The following is a 26172-nucleotide window of genomic DNA, read 5'->3' on the forward strand; positions in this document are numbered from 1 at the left end:
GCTTTGGCTGGTGGGCGTCCTGAGAGGTTCTAGTGTCGATTACGGAAACGTCGAAGGCACCTGAACCCCCGTGCAGTGCCGCGAACAGGAAACAGTCCAGTGCCGCGAACAGGAAACGGAAGCCCACTTTCCGCCCCGAGGTCCAGGGGCTCCGGGCCCTGGCTGTCCTGATGGTGGTGGCGTACCACGTGTGGCTGGGCCGCGTGTCCGGCGGCGTGGACATCTTCCTGCTGATCTCGGCGTTCCTGCTCACGCTTTCCTTCGTCCGCAAAGCCGAATCCGGCCACCCTTTCAAGCTGATGGCGCACTGGCTGCACCTTTTCAAGCGACTGCTGCCGGCCGCCGTCGTGGTGATCCTTGGAGTGCTGGCAGGCACCTGGCTGATCCTGCCGCAGGGCCGCTGGCCACAGGTGCTGGACCAGGCCTGGGCGTCCCTCCTTTACCGGCAGAACTGGCTCCTGGCAGACAATGCAGTGGACTACTACGCGCAGGACCACGCCGGAGCCAGTCCGCTGCAGCACTTCTGGTCCCTGTCCATCCAGGGACAGGTCTTCATCCTGTGGCCACTGATCTTTGCCGCGACCGCTGCGTTGCTGAACCGGCTGCGCCGGGTTCCCCGCCTGCAGGGGCTGACCTACCGAGGGTTGCTCGGCGCAGTCTTTGGAACGGTTTTGGCGGTGTCGCTTGCCTACTCCATTGACCAGACCGCCGGCAACCAGGCCTACGCCTACTTCGATACGCGCGCCCGGCTTTGGGAGTTTGCGTTGGGATCGTTGCTGGCACTGGTGCTGCCCTACGTCAAGCCCGGCCGCGTGGTGCGAGTGGCCCTGGGCTGGGCCGGACTGGCAGCCATGGTGTCCTGCGGGCTGGTCCTGACCGTCGACCGGTCCTTTCCCGGGTACGTGGCGCTCTGGCCCACACTGGCCGCGGCGGCCATCATCATCGCAGGGCAAACCGGCAGCCGGTTCGGCGTGGACCGGCTCCTCAGCAGCCGCCCCGCCGTCGCCCTGGGTGACAACTCCTACGCCCTCTACCTCTGGCACTGGCCGGTCCTGGTGCTGGCGCTCGCGGCCACCGGCGTGGAGGCACCCAACCTCAAGCAGGGACTGGGCATCGTCGCTGCCTCCATCGTGCTTGCTGTCCTGACCACCCGCTTTGTTGAAAAGCCGCTGCGCGACTGGCATTGGCCCAAGCTTCGCGCCTGGCGGACCGCCGTCGTCATTGTTGCCTGCGGTGCCTTGCTGGCTGGTCCCGTGGCGGTTTGGCAGACATCGCTCACCGCAGAGGAAAGCGCGACGGCGGCACAGCCCCGTGAGCTGACGCCGGGGGCCCTGGCGCTCACGCCGGAGAACGAAAGCACGCCCGCGCCCAGGGCCAGGACCATCCCCGGGCCCACCGCCCTGGACAACGACTGGGCCGGGATCGACTCGCCCTGCACAGGTGCCAACGCCACGGGCGATCCCATCCTGGAGGGGTGCCGGCAGGAGCTTCCGGAGGAACCGTCCACCCGGCGCATCGTGGTGCTGGGCGACTCCCATGCCCAGCAGTACCTGGCAGCGCTGGCTCCCGTGGCGGCCGCGCGTGGGTGGGAATTGGTCACCCTCCTGATGCCCGCATGCCGGTTCGGCGCCGAATCGGAGACCAGGAATGCCGAATGCAACGCCTACAACAAGGCCAGCTCCGCCTACGTCCTGGAACACCGCCCGGATGCGGTGTTCACCGTGGCAACGCTGACCCATGAGGATGCCCCGTTCGAAACGGAGGTGCCGGGGTACCTTGACGGCGTCAAGCCGTTCGCCGACGCGGGGATCGAGATCGTGGGAATCCGCGACAACCCGAGATTCACCTTCAACATGCCCCAGTGCGCCCAACGGAACGGCGCCGGCGCGGCTGCCTGCAATCCATCGCTCGCCGAGTCCCTGGTGGAGCCATCGCCACTGGAGAACTACCGCGGCAAGCTGCCCGGGCTGCACCTGATGGACATGAGTGACTTCATCTGTGCCCGGGGCGTTTGCCCTGCGGTGGTGGGGAACGTGTACGTCTACAAGGACGACAACCACCTGACCAGAACCTATGTGGAGACCATGATCCCCATGTTCGAGCAGCGGCTGCTGGCTGCAACCGGCTGGAGCTGAGCCGGCCCTAAGGGTGGGTGGGGGCGTGCGGTTGCTCACATTACCGGTGTGGAATAGGGGGATCGGCGCCGAGGTTCTAATATTTACTCAACACTTTCTGCCCCCGGAACGCCGTCCTGCACGGTGGTCCTGCAGGATCGTCTGCACAGGCCAGTTCCGTAATAACGGGCTGGTCATCGGCTGCAACCCCTACCCGTGACCCAGCAACCAAGGTAAGAGGCGCACTCATGACCGAGCCCGAACACAACCCCTTTGGCTTCATCGGCCTGACCTACGATGACGTCCTGCTCCTGCCGGGCCACACCGACGTGATCCCGTCCGAAGCAGACACCTCCTCGCGGATCTCCAAGCGGATCACGGTGCAGACCCCGCTGCTTTCCGCCGCAATGGACACCGTGACGGAATCCCGCATGGCCATCGCGATGGCCCGCCAGGGTGGCCTGGGCGTGGTGCACCGCAACCTGTCCATCGCCGACCAGGCTGACCAGGTGGACCGGGTCAAGCGGAGCGAGTCAGGGATGATCACCAACCCGCTCACCATCCGTCCCGAGGCCACGCTGCGGGAACTTGATGACCTTTGCGCCCACTACCGCGTCTCCGGCCTGCCCGTGGTGGACGAGGACAACCGCCTGCTGGGCATCGTCACCAACCGCGACACCCGCTTTGTCCCCGAGTCCGATTTCCCGCTGCGGCTGGTCAGCGACGTCATGACCAAGATGCCCCTGGTCACCGGACACGTGGGAATCAGCCGCGAGGAAGCCTCGCACAAGCTCGCAACCAACAAGATCGAAAAGCTCCCGCTGGTGGACGAGCAGGGCCGGCTCAAGGGCCTCATCACCACCAAGGACTTCACCAAAGCCGAGCAGTACCCGCTGGCCACCAAGGACGACGAGGGCCGGCTCCGCGTGGGTGCTGCCATCGGCTTCTTTGGTGACGGCTGGGAGCGGGCCATGGCCCTGGTGGACGCCGGCGTCGATGCCCTGTTCGTGGACACCGCCAACGGCCACTCCCAGGGTGTGCTGGACATGATCCGCCGGCTCAAGTCCGACCCCGTGGCCGCCCACGTGGACATCATCGGCGGCCAGGCTGCCACCCGCGAAGGCGCCCAGGCACTGATCGACGCCGGCGCGGACGGCATCAAGGTGGGTGTTGGTCCGGGCTCCATCTGCACCACCCGCGTGGTGGCCGGCGTGGGCGTCCCGCAGATTACCGCCATCTACGAATCCGCCAAGGCTGCCATGCCGGCCGGCGTGCCGCTGATCGCCGACGGCGGCCTGCAGTACTCGGGCGACATCGGCAAGGCACTGGTGGCCGGAGCCGACACCGTCATGCTGGGATCGCTGCTGGCGGGCTGTGACGAGTCCCCGGGCGAGCTGATCTTCGTCAACGGCAAGCAGTTCAAGTCCTACCGCGGCATGGGCTCCCTGGGCGCCATGCAGTCCCGCGGCAAGAACACGTCCTACTCCAAGGACCGCTACTTCCAGGCGGACGTGTCCGGCGACGACAAGCTGATCCCCGAAGGCATCGAAGGCCGCGTTGCCTACCGCGGGCCGCTGTCCTCGGTGGCGTACCAGTTGGTGGGGGGCCTGCGCCAGACCATGTTCTACACCGGCGCGCCGACCATCCCGGAGCTGAAGGCCCGCGGCAAGTTTGTCCGGATCACGTCTGCCGGACTCAAGGAATCGCACCCGCATGACATCCAGATGACCGTGGAGGCGCCGAACTACGGTTCGCGCTGATCCCGGTGGCTTAATGCTGCGGAAGGAGGTGGGGAATTCCCCGCCTCCTTCCGCATTCAAGCCCCTATACCGCCGGCTGCAGTTCCGACGTCAGCTCCTCAAGGGTGGGCGGATTGGCGCCCGGGCGGCTGACCGTAATCGCGGCAGCCTTCGATGCCATCCTGCCCAGGGTTTCCAGGACGGACGGCGCCAAGCCATCGGTGCTCCGGCAGAGCAGGCCGTAGATCAGGGCCGCCATATAGGAATCACCGGCTCCGATGGTGTCTGCCACTACCGTTTGGACGGACGGAATCTGCACCCGTGTGGCGGGTGTTGCCAGCAGCGAGCCGGCTGAACCCATGGTGACCACAGCCATGCCCGCACCAAGTTCCAGGATCCGCGCCGCGGCGTCCTCGAACGTCACCCCCGGGTAGAGCCACCGGGCATCCTCGTCGCTAAGCTTCAGCACGTCCGCTAAGGGGGCCAGGTCTTCGAAAACAGCGAGGGCTTCCGCGTGGCTGCCCAAGAGTGCGGGGCGGATATTGGGATCGTAGGAAACCAGGCATTCACGGTGCGCCCGTTCCAGGAGGCTCTTGACGGAACCGGCTCCGGGCGCCAGGAAGCTGGCGATCGAGCCGGTGTGGAGCACCTTGGGAAAGGTGGCGGGGTGCACCGGCGGCAGCTCCCAGGAAACGTCGAATTCGTAGCTGGCGGACCCGTCAGCGCCCAGCGTGGCGGTGGCGGAAGCCGTGCGGCCCGGTGATTTCGACCCTGGCAGCAGCGCAACTCCGGCGCTGCCCAGGTGACGCTCGATCAGGGCGCCGCGTTCGTCGTCGCCTATTGAGGTCAGGAGGCTGGTTCGCACGCCCAACCTTGCCAGCCCGTAGGCGACGTTGGCCGGGGAACCGCCGGGGTGCTCCGCCGTGCCTTCGGAGGTGCGGACGACGTCGACGAGTGCTTCGCCAACCACGATGACATCGGGAGTGGAGGCGCTGGTGCCGGAGCCACTGGTGTAGGGCATGGGAGCAAACTTTCGTGAAGACGGGCGCGGACCTGCCGCCCGGGGCAGGCGAGCAGGTCCGCGAACAGGAAGGGGGGTGAAGGAAAGCGGTCGTACGCGGATCAGGCCGTGGCGGCGCCGGTCATGATGGCCACCGCGTCGGTCATGCTGTGCGACTTCGGGGTGATCGTGGCGGCGCATTTGCCGAGACGCTGGATGTGGATCCTGTCGGCAACGTCAAACACGTGCGGCATGTTGTGGCTGATCAGGATGACTGGAAGGCCGCGGTCCCGCAGATCCCGGACCAGCTGTAGGACCTGGTTCGACTCCCGCACGCCCAGTGCCGCGGTGGGCTCGTCGAGCACCACCACCTTGGAACCGAACGCTGCTGCCCTTGCCACAGCCACGGCCTGGCGCTGTCCGCCGGAGAGGTTCTCCACTGGGACGGTGACATCCTGAAGGGTTGAAATTCCGAGGCGGGTGAGCTCCTCCTTCGCCTTACGGCGCATCCCCTTGGTGTCCAGGACCCTGAAGATGGACCCGAGCGGTCCGGCCACCCGTTCCTCCCGGCCCAGGAACAGGTTCGACGCCACGTCCAGGGCCGGCGAGACCGCCAGGTTCTGGTAGACCGTTTCGATTCCATGCGCGCGGGCATCCTGCGGACGCTTGAAGTGCACCGGCTGGCCGGAAACCAGGAGCTCGCCCGAGTCCGGAACCTCGGCCCCGGTGAGGCACTTGATGAGGGTGGACTTGCCGGCGCCGTTGTCGCCGATGATGGCCAGCACTTCGCCCGGATACAGCTCAAGGCTGACACCGTCAAGGCCAACCACCTTGCCGAAGGTCTTGACGAGGTTCCGCGCCTGGAGGATCGGCTGCCGGGTTTCGGTCTTGGGGGATTCAATCCCGGTGGAGGTCATGACTTCACCTTTCGGATCCACTGGTCGATCGACACAGCGATGATGATGAGGACGCCGACGGCGAGGGTTTGGAACAGCACGTCCAGCCCGGCCAGGGAAAGCCCGTTGCGGAAAACGCCCACGATCAGCGCACCGAGGAGGGATCCCCAGACGGAGCCGCGGCCGCCGAAGAGGCTGGTCCCGCCAATCACGACGGCGGTAATGGAGTCCAGGTTCAGGTCCACCCCGGCGTTGGGGCTTGCTGCGTTGGTACGCCCGATCTGGATCCACGCTCCGATCGCCAGCACCGCGCCGGCCGCGAGGTAGACGCTCATCAGGACGCGGTTGACGGGGATACCGGCCAGGCGGGCGGCTTCCTTGTCATCGCCGACTGCGTACACGTGCCGCCCCCACGCCGTCTTGCCCAGGATGAAGGCGACCGCCACATAGAGCAGGAGCATCATGACCACGCCGGTGGAGATGCGAACGGGCCCAACGGGGAACGTGCTGCCCATCCAGGTCAGGAGCCCCGGCATGCTCGAGCCACGGACCGTGGAGCCGCCCGAGTAGAGCAGGGTCAGGGCGATGAAGATGTTCAGGGTTCCCAGCGTCACGATGAACGGAGGGAGCCGGAACCTGGTCACCAGGAAGCCGTTGACAGCCCCGGCGGCAAGTCCGACGACGAGCCCCGCCACCAGTGCGATGGGTCCTGGCATGCCGTTGTTCACAGCCAACTGCGCCACCACCATGGAGGCCAGGATCATCACGGCGCCCACGGAAAGGTCGATTCCGGCGGTGAGGATGATGAGGGTCTGGGCGATGGCCAGGGTTCCGACGACGGACACCTGCTGGGTGATCAGGGACAGGTTCTCGAACCGCAGGAAGCGGTCATTGAGCAGGCCGAACACCACCACCGCCACAATCAGGACGATGGCCGGGCTCAGTGCCGGGTAGCGGTGCAGCACATTGCGGATGCGGCTAAGGGGAGTTTGGCGGTCGAGGAATTCCTCGGCCAGGTCGGTGGGCCCGGTAACCGGCGGGCCTGCGGTTTGTTGCTGGGTCATCGTTGCTCCTGTCACAGTTCCGGCTTACTTGCCCCAGCAGATCTGGGTGGCGTCCGTGGTCGTGATGCTCTTGACGCCGTCAGCCGCCTTGTCGGTGACCAGTTCGACGCCGGTGTTGAAGAAGTCCAGGCCGGCAGAGTTTTCGGGCTTCTTGCCGGTCTTGGCGAGGTCGACGATTGCCTTGACGCCCAGTTCGGCCATCTTGACCGGGTACTGCTGCGCGGTCGCACCGATGATGCCGGACTTGACGTTGTTCACGCCCGCGCAACCGCCATCAACGGAGACCACCAGCACGTCCTTTTCCTTACCTGCAGACTTCAGGGCTTCAAAGGCGCCCGCTGCGGCCGGTTCGTTGATGGTGTAGACGACGTTGATGTTCGGATTCTTGGAGAGCAGCGTTTCCATGGCGGTTCGGCCACCGTCCTCGGCGCCCTGCGAAGCCTGGTTGCCCACGATCTCGTACTCGCCGCCCTTGCCGCCGGTGTACTTTCCGGTCTTGGCTTCGTCGCCGTTCTTCTTCTTGTCGGCGGTGTCAACGCCCAGGCCGGTCAGGAAGCCCTGGTCGCGGTTGTAGTCAACCGAGACAACCTTGTCGTCGAAGAGGTCGATCAGCGCGATGGCGGCCTTCTTGCCGCCCAGCTGCGCCGCGGTCCACTTGCCGATCAGCTCGCCGGCGGCGAAGTTGTCGGTTGCGAAGGTGATGTCGGCGGCATCGGCCGGGTCCGGCGGGGTGTCCAGTGCGATGACGAACAGCCCGGCGTCCTTCGCCTTCTTCAGGGCGTCGACGACGGACGGGCCGTTGGGCGTGATGAGGATGCCTTTGTCGCCCTTGGAGATGGCGTTTTCGATTGCCTGGATCTGGGTGTCTTCGTCGCCGTCGGCCTTTCCTGCCGCGAGCTTGAGGTCGACGCCGTCCGTAGCAGCCGCCTTCTTCGCACCCTCCTGCATGGAGACGAAGAACGGGTTCGACGTGGTCTTCACGATCAGTGAGACACCGATTTTCTCCGAGGAAGTACCGTCGGTGGAGCCTGTTGCGGAAGAGTTGCCCCCGCAGGCCGAGAGGCTGAGGGCGCCCAGGGTCAGGACTGCGCCGATGGCGAGGGAACGAGTAACAGTGTGCCGCGGGGTTTTGGAACTCAACATTGAATCTCCTGGTCTCAGGGCACTTAGCGTGCCTGACAACGATGTCATCGCTCATGTAATCAATGTCACAGGGTAGAGTCAAGTGTGAATCGATGATGAAGAGCGAGGTATTGACAACGATGTCTAATCGTTACCAGTCCGAGGTCAGCACGAACCGACCTACCATGCGCCATGTGGCCGCCTTGGCTGGCGTTGGGATCAAGACTGTTTCCCGGGTGATGAATGACGAGCCCGGCGTTTCGGAGGCCACGCGCCAGCGTGTCCTGGGAGCTTCCCAGCAGTTGCACTACCAATTGGACATGGCGGCGGGGAGCCTGCGTCGCGCCGGCCGAAAGACCTTGTCCATTGGGTTGCTGCTGCCCAGCGTTGCCAACCCTTTCAGCAGCGAAATCCACCGCGCACTGGAAGACGCCCTCGGCGAGCGCGGAATCGCCGTGTTCGCTGCAAGCCTCGACGACGACCCCGAGCGGGAGAAGGCCCTGGTGGGAGCGTTCCTCGGGCGCAGGGTGGATGGCATGGTCCTGACACCCATTGCCAGGAGCCAGGCCTACGTCATCCCCGAGCACTCCCGGGACCTGCCCCTCGTCTTCATCGACCGCGAGCCGGTGGGGATCGAGGCCGACGCTGTGGTAACCGACAACGCTGCCGGCTCTGCGCGGGCTGCAGCCCATCTCCTCAAGCACGGCCATACCAAACTTGCCTACCTGGGTGACCGCCCTGATATCCAGACTGCCCGCGATCGCCGCAGGGGCTTCATGGAGGAACTCGGCCGGGCGGGCGTTGCCACCGGTTCTGTTCCGGTTCGCGATGGCCTGCACGACGAAGAATCAGCGCGGCTCGCTGCCCACGAACTCCTTGCGTCCGACAACCCGCCTACTGCCATCTTCTCCAGCCAGAACCTCGTGACGTTCGGCGTCATGAGGGCACTGCGTGAACGGGGAGCCAGCCACCGGGTGGCGTTGGTGGGCTTCGACGACTTCACGCTCGCCGACATGATGGACCCGGGCATCACCGTCATCGCACAGCATCCTGACCGGATCGGGAAGCTCGCCGCTGAGCGGTTGCTCGCCCGCATGGACGGCGACGACAGCGCTCCCCAGGCTTATGTTGTCCCCTCGGAACTGATCGTGCGCGGCTCGGGCGAGCTGCCGCCGTCGAACTGACCCACCCACAACAGAAAGAAGCAAGCCCATGACCAAAACACTGTATGCAGAATTCACCGTCAAGCCCGGAAGCGAAGGACGCGTCGCGGAGATGATGCGGGAACTGACGGAGCGCGTGCGCCGCGAGCCGGGCAACGAACATTTCCTTCCGTATACCCGGGAGTCCAACCCGCGTGAGTACTTCGTATTCGAGGTGTACCGGGACGACGACGCTTTCCAGGAGCACATCACCGCCGAATACGGAGCCACATTCAATGCCGAGCTGGCGCGGCACATCGAAGAGGACGGGTCGGTCCTGACCTGGCTGCAGCCGGTGGAATAGTTTCGCCGGGGGCTTCAGCATGCCCGGCCACCGGATGCCGCCGGCTGGGCATGCTGAAGCCTGCTTTCTCAGCCCCGGGCCTTCCCTCCGGCGTTGACCGCCTTGAGGGACGCCAGGAACATGGCCTGTTTCATCGGTGTGACGGTGAGCGACTTCAACTGCGCAACGCCGCCCTCGGCGAACAGCGCTACCTCCTTGGCTCCGTCCGCAGGGAAGACCTGATCGGTGATTGTCCGCAGTCCGCCTTGGGCGAAGACTTCCACCGAGGACCTGTCCACGTAGATCCGGAGGGTCACATTTCCCTGGGCATCCACGCTGACCGGTGCCGAATCGACCGAGGCAAACAGCGGATGGAAGCCGACATTGCCCGAATTCGCGCGATCGACATAGACCTCTTTTGTGGCGGCGTCGTAACCGACGGCTGTGGACGATGATCCGTTTCCGAATAGGGTGATCCCGGACTTGGCCGCAGTGCCGGGAGCGAAGGTCACATCGATCCGCTGCACATCCCCCGACGCCGCGGAAGGCAGGGCATGCGTTCCGGGAGTGATGGTCCCGCCTGCGGTATTCCGGTAACTGGGTGCAGAGGCCAGCCCGTCCACCTGCTTCACTGCCTGCTGCGTCAGCCGCGGGCCGTCCGGCGTTTGCGTCAGGCCGATCTCGCGGGGCAGCGACATCGCGCTGCGCCATGGGAAAGTGGGAATGCTGTTGGCGTAGTCCCAGTTGTTCATCCAGCCGAGCATGACCCGCTTATCTTCGGGCATGTTGCCGAAGGAAACCGAGGCATAGTAGTCGCGGCCATAGTCCAGCCAGTCATAACTGTTGAGGCGCGGCCGGGCCGGCTGCGGGGAAGCGGTGAACTCGTCGGCCAGGATGTGTCCCCAGCCGAACCGGTTGTTGTCCACGACCCTGATCTGCGCTTGGCGGCCGCGGAATTCCGCCACGTTCCACGACGCCCAGTCCAGCACCTCACTGTTCGCACCGGTAGCTGTGCGCACCACTTTGCCATCCACCACCAGGTTCACGGTGGTTTCGTCCGAGCGCGGCACCGCAGCCTGGTCGGTCAGCATGACATGGTCAGCGGTGAGGTGCCCCCAGCCGCCGGTCGCCTGGTCAACGACTCGAAGCCGGGCCTGCTTGCCCGCGAATTCGGAGACATCCCAGCCCTTCCAGTTGAGCGCGCCGGCGTCGTCCCCGGCCAGGGTGCGCACCACGTTCCCGTCCACCAGCAACTGGGCCTCCAGTACTTGCCCGGACTCCGGGGAACGGTGCCCGCCGCCCACCAGCATGCTCACAAAGTTCCGGGAGAGCGTGAACTCGGGGGAGGTCAGGCTGCCTTGCCGGTCGTCACCCGGGGCCGCGCCTGTTTCGAAGGTGTTGATGCGTTTAGCGCCGATGTAGTAGTCGCCTCCCGCCGTGGCGGGCTGATACGACGGCGCGAGGTCGCCCGTGCCGGTCCAGCCGGCTTCGGCGAGGGTAGTGCCGTCCGGGACCTCGAAGCCATTGAACAGCAGGTCTCCCGGCGGCGGCGTATTGTCCAGCTTGTCGGAGGCCCGCGGATGCTGGCCTCCACCCACCAGGAAGTTGATGTAGTCGCTGTCTACGGTAAAGCCAGGCGAGGACATGGACCCCAGGGGCCAGTCGCCGTCGTTGAAGGAATTTACCAAGCCCGCGCCTACGAACCCGCCAACGAGGTTTTGGCCCGGCAGGGTTCCGGCTGCCGGAGCGTCAGTGAAGGGTCCGTTCTTCCAGTTGCCGGGTTCATTGCTCACGGCCCACCCGTTGTATGTGCCGTCGTTGAATCCCGCCACGGGGGTTCCGGAGGGTAGCGCATCGCTGGGTTTCGTGGTCTCCGAGGTAAACGTGACGCCATCGAAGCTGCCCACGAAGTACTGACCCGCCGAGCCGCCAGCCACCCCGCCGGGATTGATATTGACCACCATGACCCATTTGACGTTGTTCGGGTCTCCGTCAACGGCCAGCGGGAAGAGGTCGGGGCATTCCCACAGTCCGCCCGTGGCATTGGCGGGCCCGAATTCGCTCAGGGCCGTCCAGTCCTTGAGGTTGGTTGACTTGTAAAGCAGTACTTTGTGGTCCAGGGCCTCAACGGCCGCCATCACCCAGTAGCCGCCTTCGGCAGTGCTGTACCAAAACACCTTTGGGTCCCGGAAGTTGGCGGAGTTCCGGTTCAGGACCGGGTCCGCACTGTATTTGGTCCAGGTTTGTCCGTCATCAAGGCTGTAGGCCAGCGACTGGGCCTGGAGCCCGCGGTGCGGCGAGGCGTCTTTGTAGGCACTGGTGTAAATCGCAATCAGCGGCGGGTTCTCCGTAGTCCCCAGACCGGATGTATTGTTCTTGTCCACCACAACGCTGCCCGAGAACACGTCCTCCTGGGTATCCGTGGAAATGGCGAGCGGCTGCTCCTGCCAATGAACGAGGTCAGTGGAGGTGGCATGTCCCCAGGACATGTTGCCCCAGGTGTTTCCGGACGGGTTGTGCTGGAAGAAAAGATGGTAGATCCCCTTGTGGTAGACCATTCCGTTGGGATCGTTCATCCAGTTCTTGGCCGGCGAGAAATGGTACGCCGGCCTGTAGGTTTCCTGGCCCAAAGTGCTGCCCGTGGTGGGCCCGGGGGGAGGATTCCCGTCCGACTTCCCTGCAATCGCAGGTCCAGCGCCGGCCAACGCTCCGGTCAATATCAAACCCGTCAGCGTCAGGGCCGAAAGGAGCCGCGTGCTTCCCTTTTGTTTTCTGTGCATTTTGAGGTCGCCCTTCATCGCGCGTTCAGTTAGACAACGATGTCAATACGTGACGGAGCGTAGGTTAAGTCCACGAGACAAGTCAACGAACTCCGGCGGCCGGGCATCGGCAAGGACCTGGCTGCTTTCGAGCCCGTCTGACCGGCACGGCGCTAGACACCGTTGTCATGACAGCGGGCAAGAGGTGGGAACGGACCTGCAGAACCAGCCCCAGCCGGCCTGCGGCAACGGTTGTTGGCTGCGCCGAACGCCCTTCCGGGCTACCGCAAACTTTCGGTGCGCGCCCTAGGCTTGAGGTATGCCCCCATCACGCCATCCGGCGGAACTGAGCCCGAAGAGCGAACCCCACCGGCGGCTTGCCATACGGCCTTACGCCCGCGCCGTGGCCCAGGTCTTGCGGGTCAGTTTCCGTGCATCCCCGGGCGCGGTGATCATGAAGGTGCTCGGCTCGCTGATCTCGGCCGTTCTTCCCCTGGTCACCACCTACTTTGCGTCCCTCACCACCACCGCGCTGGCCGCAGCCTACGCGGGCGACGCCGGAGCCGGACGCGTTGCGATCGTCTACGTCATTGTCACCGCGGCGCTGGGACTCTTCTGGGGCGCCTTCAACAGCGTTGACCGGTACATCCAGCAGTTGATGAGCTTCAAGGTGGGCGCCATTGTGGGCGACCAGATGTATCAGCGTTTCCTCGCCCTCGAATTCTGGCGCTATGACGACAAAGAAACCGTGGACCTCTACGACCGCGCCAAACGGTTCTCCGACTCCTATGCAAGGGTCCTGGACCGCATTGCCGCTATCTTTACGCAGCTCATCTCGGTCATCCTGGCCATCGGCGCCCTGCTGTTGGTCAGCTGGTGGATCGCCGTGATCGTCCTGGTGGCGATCGTGCCCAGCGTGTACCTGCAGTTCAAGCTGTCCAGGGAACAGATTGCGCACTGGAACACGCAGGTGGACTCACGCCGCCAACGCCGGATGATTGAAACCAACCTCCTCCGGCCGCAGCACATTGCCGAGATGCGGCTGTATGGCATTGTCGGTTTCCTCATGGACCTACGCTCCCGGCTCCGGGACGCAGACGAGCGGCGGCGCCTTGACTACCAGCGGCGCTACATCCCCAAGCAGCTGGCCGCCGATGCACTCCAGTACGGTGCGGAGGTGGTGTCGCTGATCTGGGTGGTGGGTCAGATCATTGCCCGTGCCCAGCCCGTGGGCCAGTTCCTCTATGTGCAGCAGATCGTCAGCCGCGCCCTGTCCACCGCGAACAACCTGGTGTCCTCCTTGAGCTCCATTGATGAAGACCTCGCCAACCTGAAGGACTACGAGTTGTTCATGGCAATGCCGGTTCACTCGGAGCACGCGCCGCCGTTGCTGGCAGCGCCGAAGGAAGTCGAGCTGAAGGACATCCGCTTCACGTACACCGGCAGTGACATCGAAGTGATCAGGGGCATCAGCCTGACCATCCGCCAAGGCCAGCACATTGCCATCGTGGGGGAGAACGGTGCCGGCAAGTCCACGCTGATCCGCATCCTGGCCGGCCTTTACCGTCCGGACTCCGGCCAGGTGCTGCTCGACGGCGTGGACCTCGCCGCCGTCGACGTCACCACCTGGCACCGCCACCTGGCGGTGCTGAGCCAGGAGTTCCTGAAATACGAGTTTGCCACCGCGGCGGAGAACATCTACTTCGGCGACGTTGACTCGCCGCGGGACGATGACCGCATCCGCAAGGCGGCCGCGGATGCCGAGGCGCTCGACTTCATCAATAAGCTGCCCAACGGCCTGGACAACCACGTCAGCAACTGGATGGAGGACCCGCGCGGCCGGAAGGGCAGCGGCCTTTCCGGCGGCCAGTGGCAGCGCCTTGCCATGGCCAGGAACTTCTACCGGGACGCGTCCTTCATGGTGATGGACGAGCCCACCTCTGCCATTGATGCCCTGGCCGAACACCGCATCTTCACCCGGCTCTTCGCGGACCGCAGCAGCACCATCATCGCCATCAGCCACCGGCTTGCCACCATCGAGAAAGCCGACATCGTGTACATGCTGGAGGACGGCGAAATCGTGGAGCAGGGCACGCACAAGGAACTGGTGGCCCTGCACGGCAGGTACTTCAGGATGTTCGAATCCCAGCTGACGGTAGAGGAACCTACAGCAAACTAAGCCTCCACTATGGTGGTGCGCACCCTCGCGACACTGGGCCTGGGCGGGACGCTGCTGAAACCGAAGGTCACGGCGGGCCGGATGGGGGCCAGCGCTCCGGCGTCGGCGCCTTCCCATGAAACGACGGCGGAGGTCACGTGGTGCAAGTCCGTCACCCCGTAAAACTCTGCCCTGCCGCTGCCCGCCGTGCCGTAGGTGCGGGCACCGCGGGCTGCCAGGGCGGCCAGCGGACTGACTGCGGAGAGCCAGCGTGGATGGACTGCAAGTCGCCTGGGAACTGCCTTCAGCGCGGAACCGAGGTAGGTCCTCGCCCCGGTGACTGCCTGGATTGCCAGCGGCCCGGCGTCGACCGCCAACGCGCCGCCGGACAGTCCGGCAGCAACGTCCACCATGCGCACCTCATCAAAGCTGTAGGTCGACGCTATGAAGCCGGCAACGTCGGCGGACGGCGCAAGCAGCAGGCGGTGACCTGAGGGTTCCTGCACCATGACGTCCGAGAAGGTCCCGAAAGGGGACTCCTGCCACATGCCAACCACCGCGCGCAGTCCGGATGTGGTGCCAATGCCGGCGATGTGCCCGTCGAAGATCCAGCGTCTGCCCATCATGCCACTGTAGCCACCGGCCGGGACCAACGGGGCTGCTGGGATAACCTAGAGCAGTGACTTATGAGATCGAGATCGGCCGTGGCAAGCGTGGGCGTCGTGCCTACTCCCTGGATGACATTGCAATCGTCCCCAACCGTCGCACCCGCGACCCCAAGGACGTTTCCGTCTCCTGGCAGATCGACGCCTACCAGTTCGACATGCCGGTGATCGCGGCCCCGATGGACTCCGCCATGTCACCGGCAACGGCCATCGCACTGGGCAAGCTGGGCGGACTGGGCGTCCTTGACCTCGAGGGACTCTGGACCCGGTACGAGGATCCGCAGTCTGTTCTGGATGAAATCGCTGCGCTCCAGGACGAAACCAACAGCCCAGCCGTCACTGGCAGGATGCAGGAGCTGTACCGGGCGCCCATCCAGCCGGAACTCATCACGTCCCGCCTGGCCGAGATCCGCGAGGCCGGCGTCACCGTGGCCGGATCGCTCACCCCGCAGCGCACCCAGGAGCACTACAAGACGGTCGTGGCCGCTGGCGTCGACATCTTCGTCATCCGGGGCACTACCGTCTCCGCCGAGCATGTCTCCAAGAACCACGAACCGCTGAACCTGAAGCAGTTCATCTACGAACTCGACGTCCCCGTCATCGTGGGCGGGGCGGCCGGCTACACCCCGGCGCTGCACCTCATGCGGACCGGCGCGGCTGGTGTGCTGGTGGGCTTCGGGGGCGGCGCAACCACCACCACGCGGCGCGCCCTGGGCATCCACTCGCCCATGGCGTCAGCCATTTCCGACGTCGCGGCCGCCCGCCGGGACTACATGGACGAGTCCGGCGGCCGCTACGTGCACGTCATTGCCGACGGCGGCATGGGCACCTCGGGTGACATCGTCAAGGCCATCGCCATGGGCGCCGACGCCGTCATGCTGGGCAGCGCGCTGGCGCGCGCCGAAGAGGCACCCGGCAAGGGCTGGCACTGGGGCCAGGAGGCGCACCACCTGGAACTGCCGCGCGGTGACCGCGCCAACGTCGGCACCGTGGGTCCGCTGGAGGAAGTCCTCTTCGGGCCCGGCCACCACACCAACGGCACGTCCAACCTCATTGGTGCGCTGCGCCGCTCCATGGCGACCACCGGTTATTCGGACCTCAAGGAATTCCAGCGGGTCGACGTCGTCGTATCGCCCTACGCAGGGAACTGACGCGTTGGACGGGGCAGGGTGGGCGCCGCCCACCCTGCCCAAAGCACGCCGCCAGCAAGTAGTGTGGGTTTACAACCGGCACTAGAGGCACTGGAGGCGTTCAATGAAGAGTGTTCCTGCAAACGGCGGAGCCCTTGGCCCCGAAGCCAGGGAAGCATCCATCCAGCGGTTGCGCGCCACGTCCGAACCCGGCCGGGAACTGGACATCCTGATCGTCGGTGGCGGCATCGTCGGAGCGGGAGCCGCTTTGGACGCCGTGACCCGGGGGCTGAGCGTTGGCATCGTCGAGGCAAGCGACTGGGCTGCCGGCACGTCGTCACGGTCTTCGAAACTCATCCACGGCGGCCTGCGGTACCTGGAGATGCTCGACTTCGCCCTGGTCAAGGAGGCCCTGCAGGAACGCGGGCTGCTGCTCTCCGAAATCGCCCCGCACCTTGCCCGCCCGGTGCCCTTCCTGTATCCGCTCACCAAGCCGTTTGTCGAGCGGCCTTACGTGGGCGCCGGCATCGCGCTCTATGACCTCATGTCCATCTCCAGCGGACACAGCCGCGGCGTGCCGTTCCACAAGCACCTGAGCAAGCGCGGCACCCTGCGCGCCGCCCCCAGCCTGAAGAATGATGCCTTCGTGGGATCCATCCGGTACTACGACGGACAGGTGGACGACGCCAAATACGTGGCAAACCTGGTGCGTACCGCTGCGTACTACGGCGCCCACGCCGTGAACCAGATGGCGGTGGTGGACTTCCTGCGCGAGGGCGAGCGGGTGGTCGGAGCCAAGGTGGAGAACCATGAGGACGGGACGCAATTCAGCATCCGGGCCAAGCAGGTCATCAACGCCACCGGAGTCTGGACGGACGAAACCCAGGCCATGGTGACCGACCGGGGCCAGTTGAAGGTCCGTGCCTCCAAGGGCATCCACCTGGTGGTTCCCCGCGACCGCTTCCAATCCACCGTGGGCCTGATCCTGCGCACGGAAAAGTCGGTGCTCTTTGTCATCCCGTGGGGACGGCACTGGATCATCGGCACCACGGACACCGACTGGCACCTGGACAAGGCCCACCCCGCGGCCTCAAGCAAGGACATCGACTACGTCCTGGAGCACGTCAACCAGGTGCTCAAGCGCCCGCTGACCAGGGAGGACGTTGAAGGGGTCTATGCCGGACTCCGGCCGCTGCTTGCCGGTGAAAACGATTCAACCGCCAAGCTGTCCCGCGAGCACGTTGTGGCACACCCTGTCCCCGGCCTGGTGGTGGTGGCCGGCGGCAAGTGGACCACCTACCGGGTCATGGCCAAGGATGCGGTGGACGAGGCCACCCGCACCATGGACGAACGGGTCCCGCCGAGCTGCACGGAAACCATCCCGCTGCTGGGCGCCAGCGGCTTCCGTGCGGCCTGGAACCGGCGGAACCGCACCGCGGAGGAATCCGGGGTCCATGTGGCACGGATCGAGCACCTGCTCAACCGGTACGGCTCCATGACGCCCGAGGTGCTGGCCATCATCGAGCAGAACAAGGAACTTGCCGAGCCCATCCCGGGAGCGGATGACTACCTGCAGGCGGAGGCGGTCTATGCCGCAACCCATGAAGGGGCCCGCCACGTGCAGGACGTCCTGACCCGGCGGACGCGCATTTCCATCGAGGCCTGGGACCGCGGCGTGTCCGCTGCCCCTGTTGTCGCTAAACTGATGGGTGACGTCCTTGGCTGGAGTGACGCGCAGCGTGAAAACGAGGTCCGCCACTACATTGCCCGCGTGGAAGCCGAACGCCTCAGCCAGCAACAGCCGGACGACGAATCCGCAGACGCCGCCCGCCTGGGCGCGGAAAACATCGTGCCCTTGCGCTGAGGGGCCGTTCGCCCTGCACTGCTGACAGAAGGGATACGCCTTGGCGGAACCACTGGACCCGTATGACGCCCACCTCACCACTGCCGACATGGTGATCCTGGAAATGGAAGCGAAGGACAAGACCGACGCCACCACCCAGTTGGCGGAACGGCTGCACGCAGCCGGGCGGATCTCGGATCTTGACGGGTTCCTGAAGAACGTCAATGCCCGCGAGCACCAGCTTGCCACGGGGCTCCCGGGCGGCATCGGGCTGCCGCATGCGCGCAGCGAGTTCGTCTCCCAGACCTCGATCGCGGTGGGGATCGCCAAGTACGGCCATGCCCTGGACTTCGGCGCCGCCGACGGTCCGGCCACGGTGATCCTGCTGATTGCCACCCCCGCCAGTTCCTTTTCGGACCACCTGGAAGTGCTGGCCACCCTGGCACGGTCGCTTTCCAAGGAATCCTTCCGCGAATCGCTGCGGCGCGCCTACGACGCCGAAGTGATCGCCGAACTCATCAACTCCAGCCTGGTGTTCTTCGACCACTAGGAACGCCCGGACCAGCATCCGGCCAGGCCCGTCTCCTCCCTGGGGCGGCCGGCCCCGGCGTTTAGTTGTTCTACAGAAGTACGAAGTACGGTTAAGACGTGTGGAAAACAGCCCTTAAGCCCCGATGGATCGCAGGCTTTATCTTCGCGATCGCGCTCTCCGGGGTCTTCGTGTTGTTGAGCCAATGGCAGTTCGGCCGCTCCACCCAACCCGAAGTGCCGGTCAATCCGGCCACCGAACAGGTCCAGCCGCTCACCAGCACGCTCCGGCCTGGCGAGTTCTTCCACGGCAGCGTCGCGGACCAGATGGTCACCGCCCAGGGAACGTACAGCGCTGACAAGCAGGTCCTGGTTCCGGGCCGGCTTCACGACGGCAAAAGCGGCTACTGGGTGGTGTCGGCGTTCGCCGTCAACGGCGCGCCCACACTGACGGGAGCCGCCGCAACACCGCAGACCTGGATCCCGGTGGCCCGCGGGTGGGTGGCTGACCCGCGGGACGCGGCAGCACCGCCGTCGGGCCCGGTTGAACTGACCGGACGGCTGCTGCCGTCCGAGGCGCCGGTGGCCGGAAAGGCGCCAAAGCCGGGGGAGGCGTCGGCGGTTTCCGTGGCCGAGCTCATCAACTACTGGGACGTGAGCAGCTACCCGGGCTTCGTCTCGGCCACCGCAGAGGTGGTGGGCGGCCAGGACGTGAGTGCCGCGGCCGTACCCGGCAACCTCTTGCCGCTGGACATCGGCCCCCAGCCGCCGGCACAGCACATCAACTGGCTCAACCTCTTCTACTCCATCGAGTGGGTCGTCTTCGCCGGCTTTGCCCTCTTCATCTGGTGGCGGCTGGTCAAGGACGACTACCACCGGGACCTCGAGGAGGCCCTCGATGACGCCGAAGGTTCCGAGCAGGACGAACCGCACCAGCTTCCCCCGCACCAGCCTGACCAGCACCAGCAGCCTGACCAGTCCCAGCAGAAGGTACAGCCATGATTGATCCGAAACCGGCCACCCCGTCCCCGCAGGCTCCCGGCGGCAAGACGTCCGGCAGGAAGCGCCGCTTCGGCGGCACCGAGGCCCAGATCCGGTCGGCCCTGAAGTTCTATAAGGTCATGGCCTACCTCACCGGCACCATGCTGCTCCTGCTGTGCGCTGAACTCGTGGCCCGGTACGGCTTCGGGCAGTACCTGTTCGCCGGCGGCACCAACGCCGTGACCGGCCAGCCGTTCGGTTTCGGGTTCGCGGACGCCGAGCCGCCGGGAGTACTGAACGGCGTGAACGTCTCCGTTACGGTCCTGATCGTGCACGGCTGGATGTACGTCGTCTACCTGATCTCCAACTTCCGCTTGTGGTCCCTGATGCGCTGGCCCTTCCTGAAGCTGGTCCTGCTGGCCCTTGGCGGCGTGGTGCCGTTCCTGTCCTTCATCGTCGAGAAGAAGTTCCACGCCGAGGCGGAGGCCGAATTCGCTGCCAACCCGCAGGCCCCGCAGCGGTACTAGCCCTCCGGGCTGCCGGCCGCTGAGGTGCCTGGCCCCTCGCGGCGGCCGCCCGCCGTCGTACGTCTGCTCCGTCACAGCACGGCGTCTCAAGGTGCGCCGGTGCAACGGCGCCAAGTAGGCTATTACGGTGACTACTCCCACTGCATCCCAAACTTCCCAGAAGCCGGTGCTGGTTGTTGATTACGGTGCCCAGTACGCGCAGCTGATTGCCCGCCGCGTCCGGGAAGCGAATGTGTATTCGGAAGTGGTTCCGCATACCTACACCACCGAGCAGCTCCTGGCCAAGAATCCCGCCGCCATCATCCTGTCCGGCGGACCTTCCAGCGTCTATGCCGACGGCGCCCCGAGCGTGGGTGCCGACCTCTTCGAAGCCGGCGTCCCCGTCTTTGGCATCTGCTACGGCTTCCAGGCCATGGCCAACGCCCTGGGCGGCAAGGTGGACAAGACCGGCCTGCGGGAGTACGGATCCACCGAAACCACCATCCTCGGTGACAGCCGCTCGGTGCTTGAGGGCATGCCCCAGCACCAGAAGACCTGGATGAGCCACGGCGACTCCGTCCATGAAGCACCTGCCGGGTTCGACGTCCTGGCCACCACGGCCGGCGCCGAAGTCGCTGCCTTCGCCAACGAGGAAAAATGCCTGTACGGGGTGCAGTGGCACCCGGAGGTCAAGCACTCGGCCTACGGCCAGCAGGTGCTGGAGAACTTCCTCTTCAAGGGCGCCAAGCTCGAACCCAACTGGACCACCGGCAACATCCTCGAAGAGCAGGTGGAGCGCATCCGCCAGCAGGTGGGGGACGCACGGGTCATCTGCGGCCTCTCCGGCGGCGTTGACTCCGCAGTGGCGGCAGCCCTGGTCCAGCGTGCCGTAGGCGACCAGCTCACCTGCGTGTTCGTGGACCACGGACTCCTGCGTGAAGGCGAAGCGGAGCAGGTGGAGCGCGACTTCGTGGCCGCCACCGGCGTGAAGCTGTACGTCGCCAACGAACAGGAACGCTTCCTCTCGGCCCTGGCAGGCGTCAGCGATCCGGAAACCAAGCGCAAGATCATCGGCCGCGAGTTCATCCGCGCCTTTGAGGAAGCCGAACTTGCCATCATCGCCGAGGCAGCTGCCCACGGCGAGAAGATCAAGTTCCTGGTCCAGGGCACCCTGTACCCGGACGTCGTCGAATCCGGCGGCGGCGAAGGTGCCGCGAACATCAAGAGCCACCACAACGTGGGCGGCCTCCCCGAGGACCTGCAGTTCGAGCTCGTTGAGCCGCTGCGCGCCCTGTTCAAGGACGAGGTCCGCGCAGTGGGTGCCCAGCTGGGGCTGCCGCAGGAAATCGTTGGCCGCCAACCGTTCCCCGGCCCCGGCCTGGGCATCCGGATTGTCGGCGAAGTGACCAAGGAGCGGCTGGACCTGCTGCGCAAGGCAGACGCCATTGCACGCGCCGAACTCACGGCAGCAGGCCTGGACAACGAGGTCTGGCAGATGCCCGTCGTCCTGCTGGCGGACGTCCGCAGCGTGGGCGTCATGGGCGACGGCCGTACCTACGGCCACCCCATCGTGCTTCGCCCCGTCTCCTCCGAGGACGCCATGACAGCCGACTGGTCGCGGCTGCCCTACGATCTCCTGGCCCGGATCTCCGGCCGGATCACCAACGAGGTGGACGGCGTCAACCGGGTGGTCCTGGACGTCACCAGCAAGCCGCCGGGAACCATCGAATGGGAATAGCATCCTAAGTGGCCGGCCTCCGCCAGCGGGGGCCGGCCGCTGCTTTTCCCGGATGAATCCCGGCAATTTCCCGTGCTCCAGTGTTGCGGTCGCTCAAGTCCGGCGCCGAAGCGGCTACTCTCGAATCTATGCCGGTATGGTCCAGGACGTCACGTGCAAGCGCAGAAAAGAAGGCAGAAGTGTCAGTTGGTCAAGGCCACCCGGAAGGCTCGGAAGAGCTTCGCAAATGGCTGTCCGGGCTTAAACCCGTTACCGGCGCGGACACGATGCTGCGCTTCACCAAGACACCCGAAGGCTCCATCGACCTTACGTCGGCACACCCCTCCGGGCTCGCCCAGCTCATGGCCGGGCGCCGCACACGCCTGTCCACCCTGATCCGTGACCGGCAGCAGTATGTGGTGGCGGCCCGCGCTTCGCGCAACATCCGGTCCAAGATCTTCGAGCTCGCCAACGACCGCGGCATCGATGCCGGCTACCTGTCCGCGGGCACTGTGGTATGGACGTCAGCCGTCGGCGGCAAACCCCAGCGGGTGTCCGCTCCGGTCATGCTGACCGCCATCTCCCTCACGGTACGGCCGGGGGAGGACGACTTCGAACTGCAGCTCACCGAGCAGGCGCACATCAACCCGGCCCTGGTGCGGCACCTGAAGAACATCCACGGGATCGTCTTTGACGTCAACGCCGTGACCCGCCTCGCCTACAGCACCGCCCGGTTCGACCCCCAGCCTGTCCTGGACCGGCTGGCCACCCTGATCCGGCCCATCCACGGCGCGGAAACCCAGCACAACCTGCTCGTTTCCACGTTCGCCGACCTCTCCGGCAACCTCGACGATCCCTGGATCAACGACTCCCATCCCCTTGTGTCCGCGCTGGCAACTGCTGCCGGCGGCGAAGTGGTGGACGTGGAGGAACCCGACCCCTCCCGCTTCCCCCACCTGGACAACAGGCACCCCAAGGACGAGCTGCTGCTGCTGGATGCGGACACTGACCAGCAGTACGTCGTGGACGCGGCCCGCGCCGGAGACTCCCTGGTGGTCAGCAGTCCGCCCGGCACCGGGCAGACCCAGACGGCCATCAACACCATCGGTGCCCTGGTGGACGCCGGCAAGACTGTCCTGGTGGTGGGCGACCGCCGCGCCAGCCTCAACGAGGTCTCCGGGCATCTGGAGTCGCTGGGGCTGGAGTCCATCCTGTTCCAGCTCTCCGGAAACGTCACGGCGCAGCAGCTGAAGGGCCAGCTGCTCCGGGCGATCGTGCGCAACGAAAAATCACTGGAACCCCAGCTCGGGAACCTCCACAACACCCTGGTGGAACACCGGCACGCCCTCATGGACCACGTGGCGTCGCTCCACAACGTTCGCGAGCGTTGGGGCTGCTCGCCCTACCAGGCCATGCAGTCACTCGCGGAGCTCACCTCCATCCACCCCGCGCCCGCCACCACCGTCCGGCTCAAGCGCAGCGTCCTGGACAGTATCCGGGACCGTGAGGAGCTGGCCGGCAGGCTCAGGCGCGCCGCGGAACTGGGCAGCTTCAGTAAGGCGGCCACCACCAGCCCCTGGCACGGGGCCCGGCTGCTGACCCGCAAGGAGACGGAGGAAGCCCAGGACCTGGTCCGCTCCGTCGCCAAGAGCCTTCCCCTCCTCCGCGACCGCATGGACGCCGTTGCGGAGCACGCCGAAATCCGCCCGGGCGAATCATTCGCCGAGTGGGGCGAGCAGCTGGAACTGCTGGTCGCCGTCCGCGGAAGCCTGGACAAGTTCACCCCGGACATCTTTGACCGGCCCGTGACGGACCTAATTTCCGCCACCGCGCCGTCCGCCTGGCGGCGTGAGCGCGGCATCGAGCTGACTGCCATGCAGCGCTCAAGGCTGCGCCGGGTCGCCAAGGAATACGTGCGCCCGGGCGTCCACATCGCAGACCTGCACTCATCCCTGGTGCTGGTGCAGGAGCAGCGCGCCCTGTGGGCGGGCTACGCCACCACGCAGCGGCACCCCGCCGTACCTTCCGGCCTGGCCGAAATGATTGCCATGTACCGGTCCCTGGACGGCGAACTGGCACAGCTGGGTGAGGCGCTGCGGCACACGGAAGGCGGCGGCTCGCTGTCCACCGTTCCCTACGCGCGGCTGATGGAACGCCTGGAGCGCCTGGTGGCGGACACCGACACGCTTAAGACCCTGCCCGAGCGCACCCTCCTGGTCGAGAACATGCGCGAACACGGCCTGGGCGAGCTCCTGGCCGACCTCGCCGAGCGGGAAGTCCCGGAGGGATCCGTTGCCGCCGAGCTGGAGCTGGCCTGGTGGCAGTCCGCGCTTGAGGCAATGATCAGCGGTGACGACTACCTGGCCATGTCCGACGGCGACGCGCTGCGCCAGCTTGAGGCAGAGTACCGGCTGGCGGACAACGCCCACGTTGCCAGCGGCGCCGCCCGACTGCGGTGGGACCTGGCGGAACGGTGGCGCACAGCCATCGCTGCCCAGCCCCGCCAGGCCGACCTGCTGCGGAGCCTGCTCAAGGACGGCCGGGTCTCCCTGCCGGCCCTTACCGCACAGGCTCCGGACCTGATCGGCACCCTGGTTCCCGTCTGGTCTGTCAGCCCGTACCTGATGACGGGCCTGCTTCCGGCGGAACAGCACTTCGACGCCGTCGTGATCCTCGATGCGGAAGCCACCTCGCTTCAGGCTGTCCTGCCGGCAATCGCCCGTGCACGGCAGGTGATTGCCTTTGGCGACTCGCGCATTGCCACGCCGCGGACCTTCACCGTCGGGGTGGAACGGCTGGCGCCCGGCGAGTCGGCCCACCACCGGGTGGAAAGTGCCTTCACGGCATTGTCTGCCGTGCTTCCGGTGTGGCGGCTCAACGTGGTGTACCGGGCGGTGGACGAGGACCTGGTCCTTCAGCTGAGCAAGAACTTTTACGACGGCGGCCTGCGCCGGCTGCCGGAAGGCCAGTCGGCCACGGGGCTGGACCGGTCGCTGCTGGTGGAATACCTGCCGGACGGCACGGGCCTGCCCAGTGCCGGCGACGAAGGCGTGGAGTCTGTGGTGGCCGAGGTCAACCGCGTGGTGGAGCTCGTCTTCGAACACGCCCGCCTGCGCCCGCGAACGTCACTGGCAGTGGTTACCGCAAGCCTGCGGCACGCCGCCAGGATTGGTGAATCCATCAGGCTCCAGCTGTCCAACCAGCCGGGCCTGGCCGGCTTCTTCGGCGCCGGGCCGGAATCTTTCCGGGTAGTTGACCTTGAACGCGCCCAGGGCCTGGTCCGCGACCACGTCATTTTCTCGCCCGGATTCGGGCGGACCCCGCACGGCCGCGCCCTGCACAACTTCGGGCCGCTCTCCGCGGAGGGCGGCCGGGAGAAGTTTGCCCTGGCCATGACCCGGGCGCGCCGTTCCATGCACGTGCTCACCTGCTTCCGGCCGGAGGACCTGGACCACACCAGGCTCACCCACGGGGCGGTGGATCTTTATACGCTGCTGGACCGGGAAATTTCCGGCAACACCGATCTCGGGACTCCCGCGTCCCGTGCCGCGGCCAGCGAGCAGGCACTGGGAGCGGACCCGCTGGTAGCGGACCTGGGGGACCGGTTGCGGGCCCGTGGCGCCAGGGTCTGGCACCAGTACGACGGCGCCATCGACGTGGTTGCCGCGGCGGATCCCCTGAACACCATGGGCCAGGACGACCCCGACCTCCCGCGGCCCGTGGCCATCGAATCCGACGGCACGGCCCAGTACCGCACCATGAGCGTGCGTGAGCGCAGCAGGCTGCGGCCGCAACTGCTGGAACGCCTGGGATGGCGGTACATGCCCCTGTGGACCATCGAGGTCTTCACGGACCCCTCGTCCTGCGCGGACCGCATCGCCGGTTACCTGGGACTTGAGAAGATGGTGCTTCCGGGCCGGACCGCGTCCAGCACAGGATTCCTGGACGATGACTTCAACCACGCACTTCACGGAATTGATGGGGCGCCTGCTGCCGGTGTTTCCTACCTGCCTTCCGAGGCTGTCAGCCAAGGGCCGGCGCGCCCAGGGGACAAGGGAAGCGGGTGCCACGACGAGAGAAGACCGGCCTGGGAAAGACAGGCCCGAGGAAGACATGCGCCAGAACGAGAACAACACCCGGAACACGAACGACCTGAACAGGAACGACGACCTGGATAAGAACGGCGGCTCGAACAGGAACGACGACCTGGACAAGAACGGCGGCGCGAACAGGAGCGGGGCCGCAGCCGGAACTGACCGCGGTGCCGCTCCCGCGGATTCCGCAGCGCCGGTGCCTTCTCCGGGGGCGCGGCCGGCAGCGGGGGGCACCGACGAGATCCTCCCGAGCAAGGCGGCGGAAGACGACGCCCGCAGCTGGGGTGACCGGGAGGACGATCACGATACCTGGTTGAAGGAACAGAAACCGCCGCACTGGGGCTGACCAACATCATCCGGGCCACGCTTGA

Annotated in this window: 19 protein-coding genes; 13 read left to right on the plus strand and 6 right to left on the minus strand. The window is 65.9% G+C overall.

Annotated features, from left to right (window positions below; genetic code table 11):
* The first annotated feature begins 158 nt into the window (after window positions 1–158).
* Window positions 159–2135, plus strand: coding sequence for an acyltransferase family protein (locus tag AC6JAM_RS15155; RefSeq protein WP_488315958.1), 1977 nt, complete (start codon window positions 159–161; stop codon window positions 2133–2135).
* Between the two features lie 227 nt (window positions 2136–2362).
* Window positions 2363–3874, plus strand: a complete 1512-nt coding sequence (guaB, locus tag AC6JAM_RS15160; RefSeq protein ID WP_018769211.1) for an IMP dehydrogenase — start codon at window positions 2363–2365, stop codon at window positions 3872–3874.
* Window positions 3875–3938: 64 nt separating this feature from the next.
* Here the strand turns inward: guaB and AC6JAM_RS15165 are convergent, their stop codons facing one another.
* From AC6JAM_RS15165 to AC6JAM_RS15180, 4 genes are all read right to left on the minus strand, one after another.
* Window positions 3939–4874, minus strand: a complete 936-nt coding sequence (locus AC6JAM_RS15165) for a carbohydrate kinase family protein (protein WP_488315843.1) — start codon at window positions 4872–4874, stop codon at window positions 3939–3941.
* Between the two features lie 101 nt (window positions 4875–4975).
* Window positions 4976–5770, minus strand: coding sequence for an ATP-binding cassette domain-containing protein (locus AC6JAM_RS15170; RefSeq protein ID WP_018769213.1), 795 nt, complete (start codon window positions 5768–5770; stop codon window positions 4976–4978).
* Entirely contained in the window at window positions 5767–6813 is a 1047-nt protein-coding gene (locus AC6JAM_RS15175) for an ABC transporter permease (RefSeq protein WP_018769214.1), read from the minus strand. The genes AC6JAM_RS15170 and AC6JAM_RS15175 overlap by 4 nt, the downstream gene beginning before the upstream one ends.
* A gap of 24 nt (window positions 6814–6837) precedes the next feature.
* Window positions 6838–7956 (minus strand): substrate-binding domain-containing protein, encoded by a 1119-nt coding sequence (locus AC6JAM_RS15180; protein ID WP_488315844.1) that lies wholly within the window; start codon window positions 7954–7956, stop codon window positions 6838–6840.
* A gap of 164 nt (window positions 7957–8120) precedes the next feature.
* Between AC6JAM_RS15180 and AC6JAM_RS15185 the strand changes: the two genes are divergently transcribed.
* Both AC6JAM_RS15185 and AC6JAM_RS15190 read left to right on the plus strand, forming a co-directional pair.
* Window positions 8121–9119: a LacI family DNA-binding transcriptional regulator gene (locus AC6JAM_RS15185; RefSeq protein ID WP_056394177.1), complete on the plus strand. Its 999-nt coding sequence runs from the start codon at window positions 8121–8123 to the stop codon at window positions 9117–9119.
* A gap of 28 nt (window positions 9120–9147) precedes the next feature.
* Window positions 9148–9441: a putative quinol monooxygenase gene (locus AC6JAM_RS15190; protein ID WP_018769217.1), complete on the plus strand. Its 294-nt coding sequence runs from the start codon at window positions 9148–9150 to the stop codon at window positions 9439–9441.
* Between the two features lie 68 nt (window positions 9442–9509).
* Here AC6JAM_RS15190 and AC6JAM_RS15195 read toward each other — a convergent pair whose 3' ends face one another.
* Window positions 9510–12218: a GH32 C-terminal domain-containing protein gene (locus AC6JAM_RS15195; protein WP_056394174.1), complete on the minus strand. Its 2709-nt coding sequence runs from the start codon at window positions 12216–12218 to the stop codon at window positions 9510–9512.
* A gap of 280 nt (window positions 12219–12498) precedes the next feature.
* Here AC6JAM_RS15195 and AC6JAM_RS15200 point away from each other — a divergent pair, with 280 nt between their 5' ends.
* Window positions 12499–14358, plus strand: coding sequence for an ABC transporter ATP-binding protein (locus AC6JAM_RS15200; RefSeq protein ID WP_018769219.1), 1860 nt, complete (start codon window positions 12499–12501; stop codon window positions 14356–14358).
* On the opposite strand, the gene AC6JAM_RS15205 is transcribed toward AC6JAM_RS15200, so the two are convergent.
* Entirely contained in the window at window positions 14355–14960 is a 606-nt protein-coding gene (locus AC6JAM_RS15205) for a hypothetical protein (protein ID WP_478223425.1), read from the minus strand. The genes AC6JAM_RS15200 and AC6JAM_RS15205 overlap by 4 nt on opposite strands.
* Window positions 14961–15016: 56 nt before the next feature.
* Between AC6JAM_RS15205 and AC6JAM_RS15210 the strand changes: the two genes are divergently transcribed.
* The 8 genes from AC6JAM_RS15210 to AC6JAM_RS15245 all read left to right on the plus strand — a co-directional run bounded on the left by AC6JAM_RS15210 (window position 15017) and on the right by AC6JAM_RS15245 (window position 26147).
* Window positions 15017–16153, plus strand: a complete 1137-nt coding sequence (locus tag AC6JAM_RS15210) for a GuaB3 family IMP dehydrogenase-related protein (protein WP_018769221.1) — start codon at window positions 15017–15019, stop codon at window positions 16151–16153.
* Between the two features lie 103 nt (window positions 16154–16256).
* Window positions 16257–17996: a glycerol-3-phosphate dehydrogenase/oxidase gene (locus AC6JAM_RS15215; RefSeq protein WP_056394166.1), complete on the plus strand. Its 1740-nt coding sequence runs from the start codon at window positions 16257–16259 to the stop codon at window positions 17994–17996.
* Window positions 17997–18036: 40 nt separating this feature from the next.
* The gene (locus AC6JAM_RS15220; protein WP_056394163.1) at window positions 18037–18525 is read left to right on the plus strand and encodes a PTS sugar transporter subunit IIA; all 489 of its coding nucleotides are present in this window, start codon (window positions 18037–18039) and stop codon (window positions 18523–18525) included.
* A 98-nt stretch (window positions 18526–18623) separates the two neighbouring features.
* Window positions 18624–19505 (plus strand): SURF1 family protein, encoded by an 882-nt coding sequence (locus AC6JAM_RS15225; protein ID WP_497935198.1) that lies wholly within the window; start codon window positions 18624–18626, stop codon window positions 19503–19505.
* Window positions 19502–20011: a DUF3817 domain-containing protein gene (locus AC6JAM_RS15230; RefSeq protein ID WP_497935199.1), complete on the plus strand. Its 510-nt coding sequence runs from the start codon at window positions 19502–19504 to the stop codon at window positions 20009–20011. The genes AC6JAM_RS15225 and AC6JAM_RS15230 overlap by 4 nt, the downstream gene beginning before the upstream one ends.
* 127 nt (window positions 20012–20138) lie before the next feature.
* The gene (gene guaA, locus AC6JAM_RS15235) at window positions 20139–21728 is read left to right on the plus strand and encodes a glutamine-hydrolyzing GMP synthase (protein WP_026265758.1); all 1590 of its coding nucleotides are present in this window, start codon (window positions 20139–20141) and stop codon (window positions 21726–21728) included.
* 128 nt (window positions 21729–21856) lie between these two features.
* Window positions 21857–25885, plus strand: coding sequence for an AAA family ATPase (locus AC6JAM_RS15240; protein ID WP_497935200.1), 4029 nt, complete (start codon window positions 21857–21859; stop codon window positions 25883–25885).
* Window positions 25821–26147 (plus strand): hypothetical protein, encoded by a 327-nt coding sequence (locus tag AC6JAM_RS15245; RefSeq protein ID WP_497935201.1) that lies wholly within the window; start codon window positions 25821–25823, stop codon window positions 26145–26147. Before AC6JAM_RS15240 ends, AC6JAM_RS15245 begins: the two co-directional genes overlap by 65 nt.
* Window positions 26148–26172 lie beyond the last annotated feature (25 nt).

This window comes from Arthrobacter sp. GmRoot5-12, assembly GCF_059739365.1.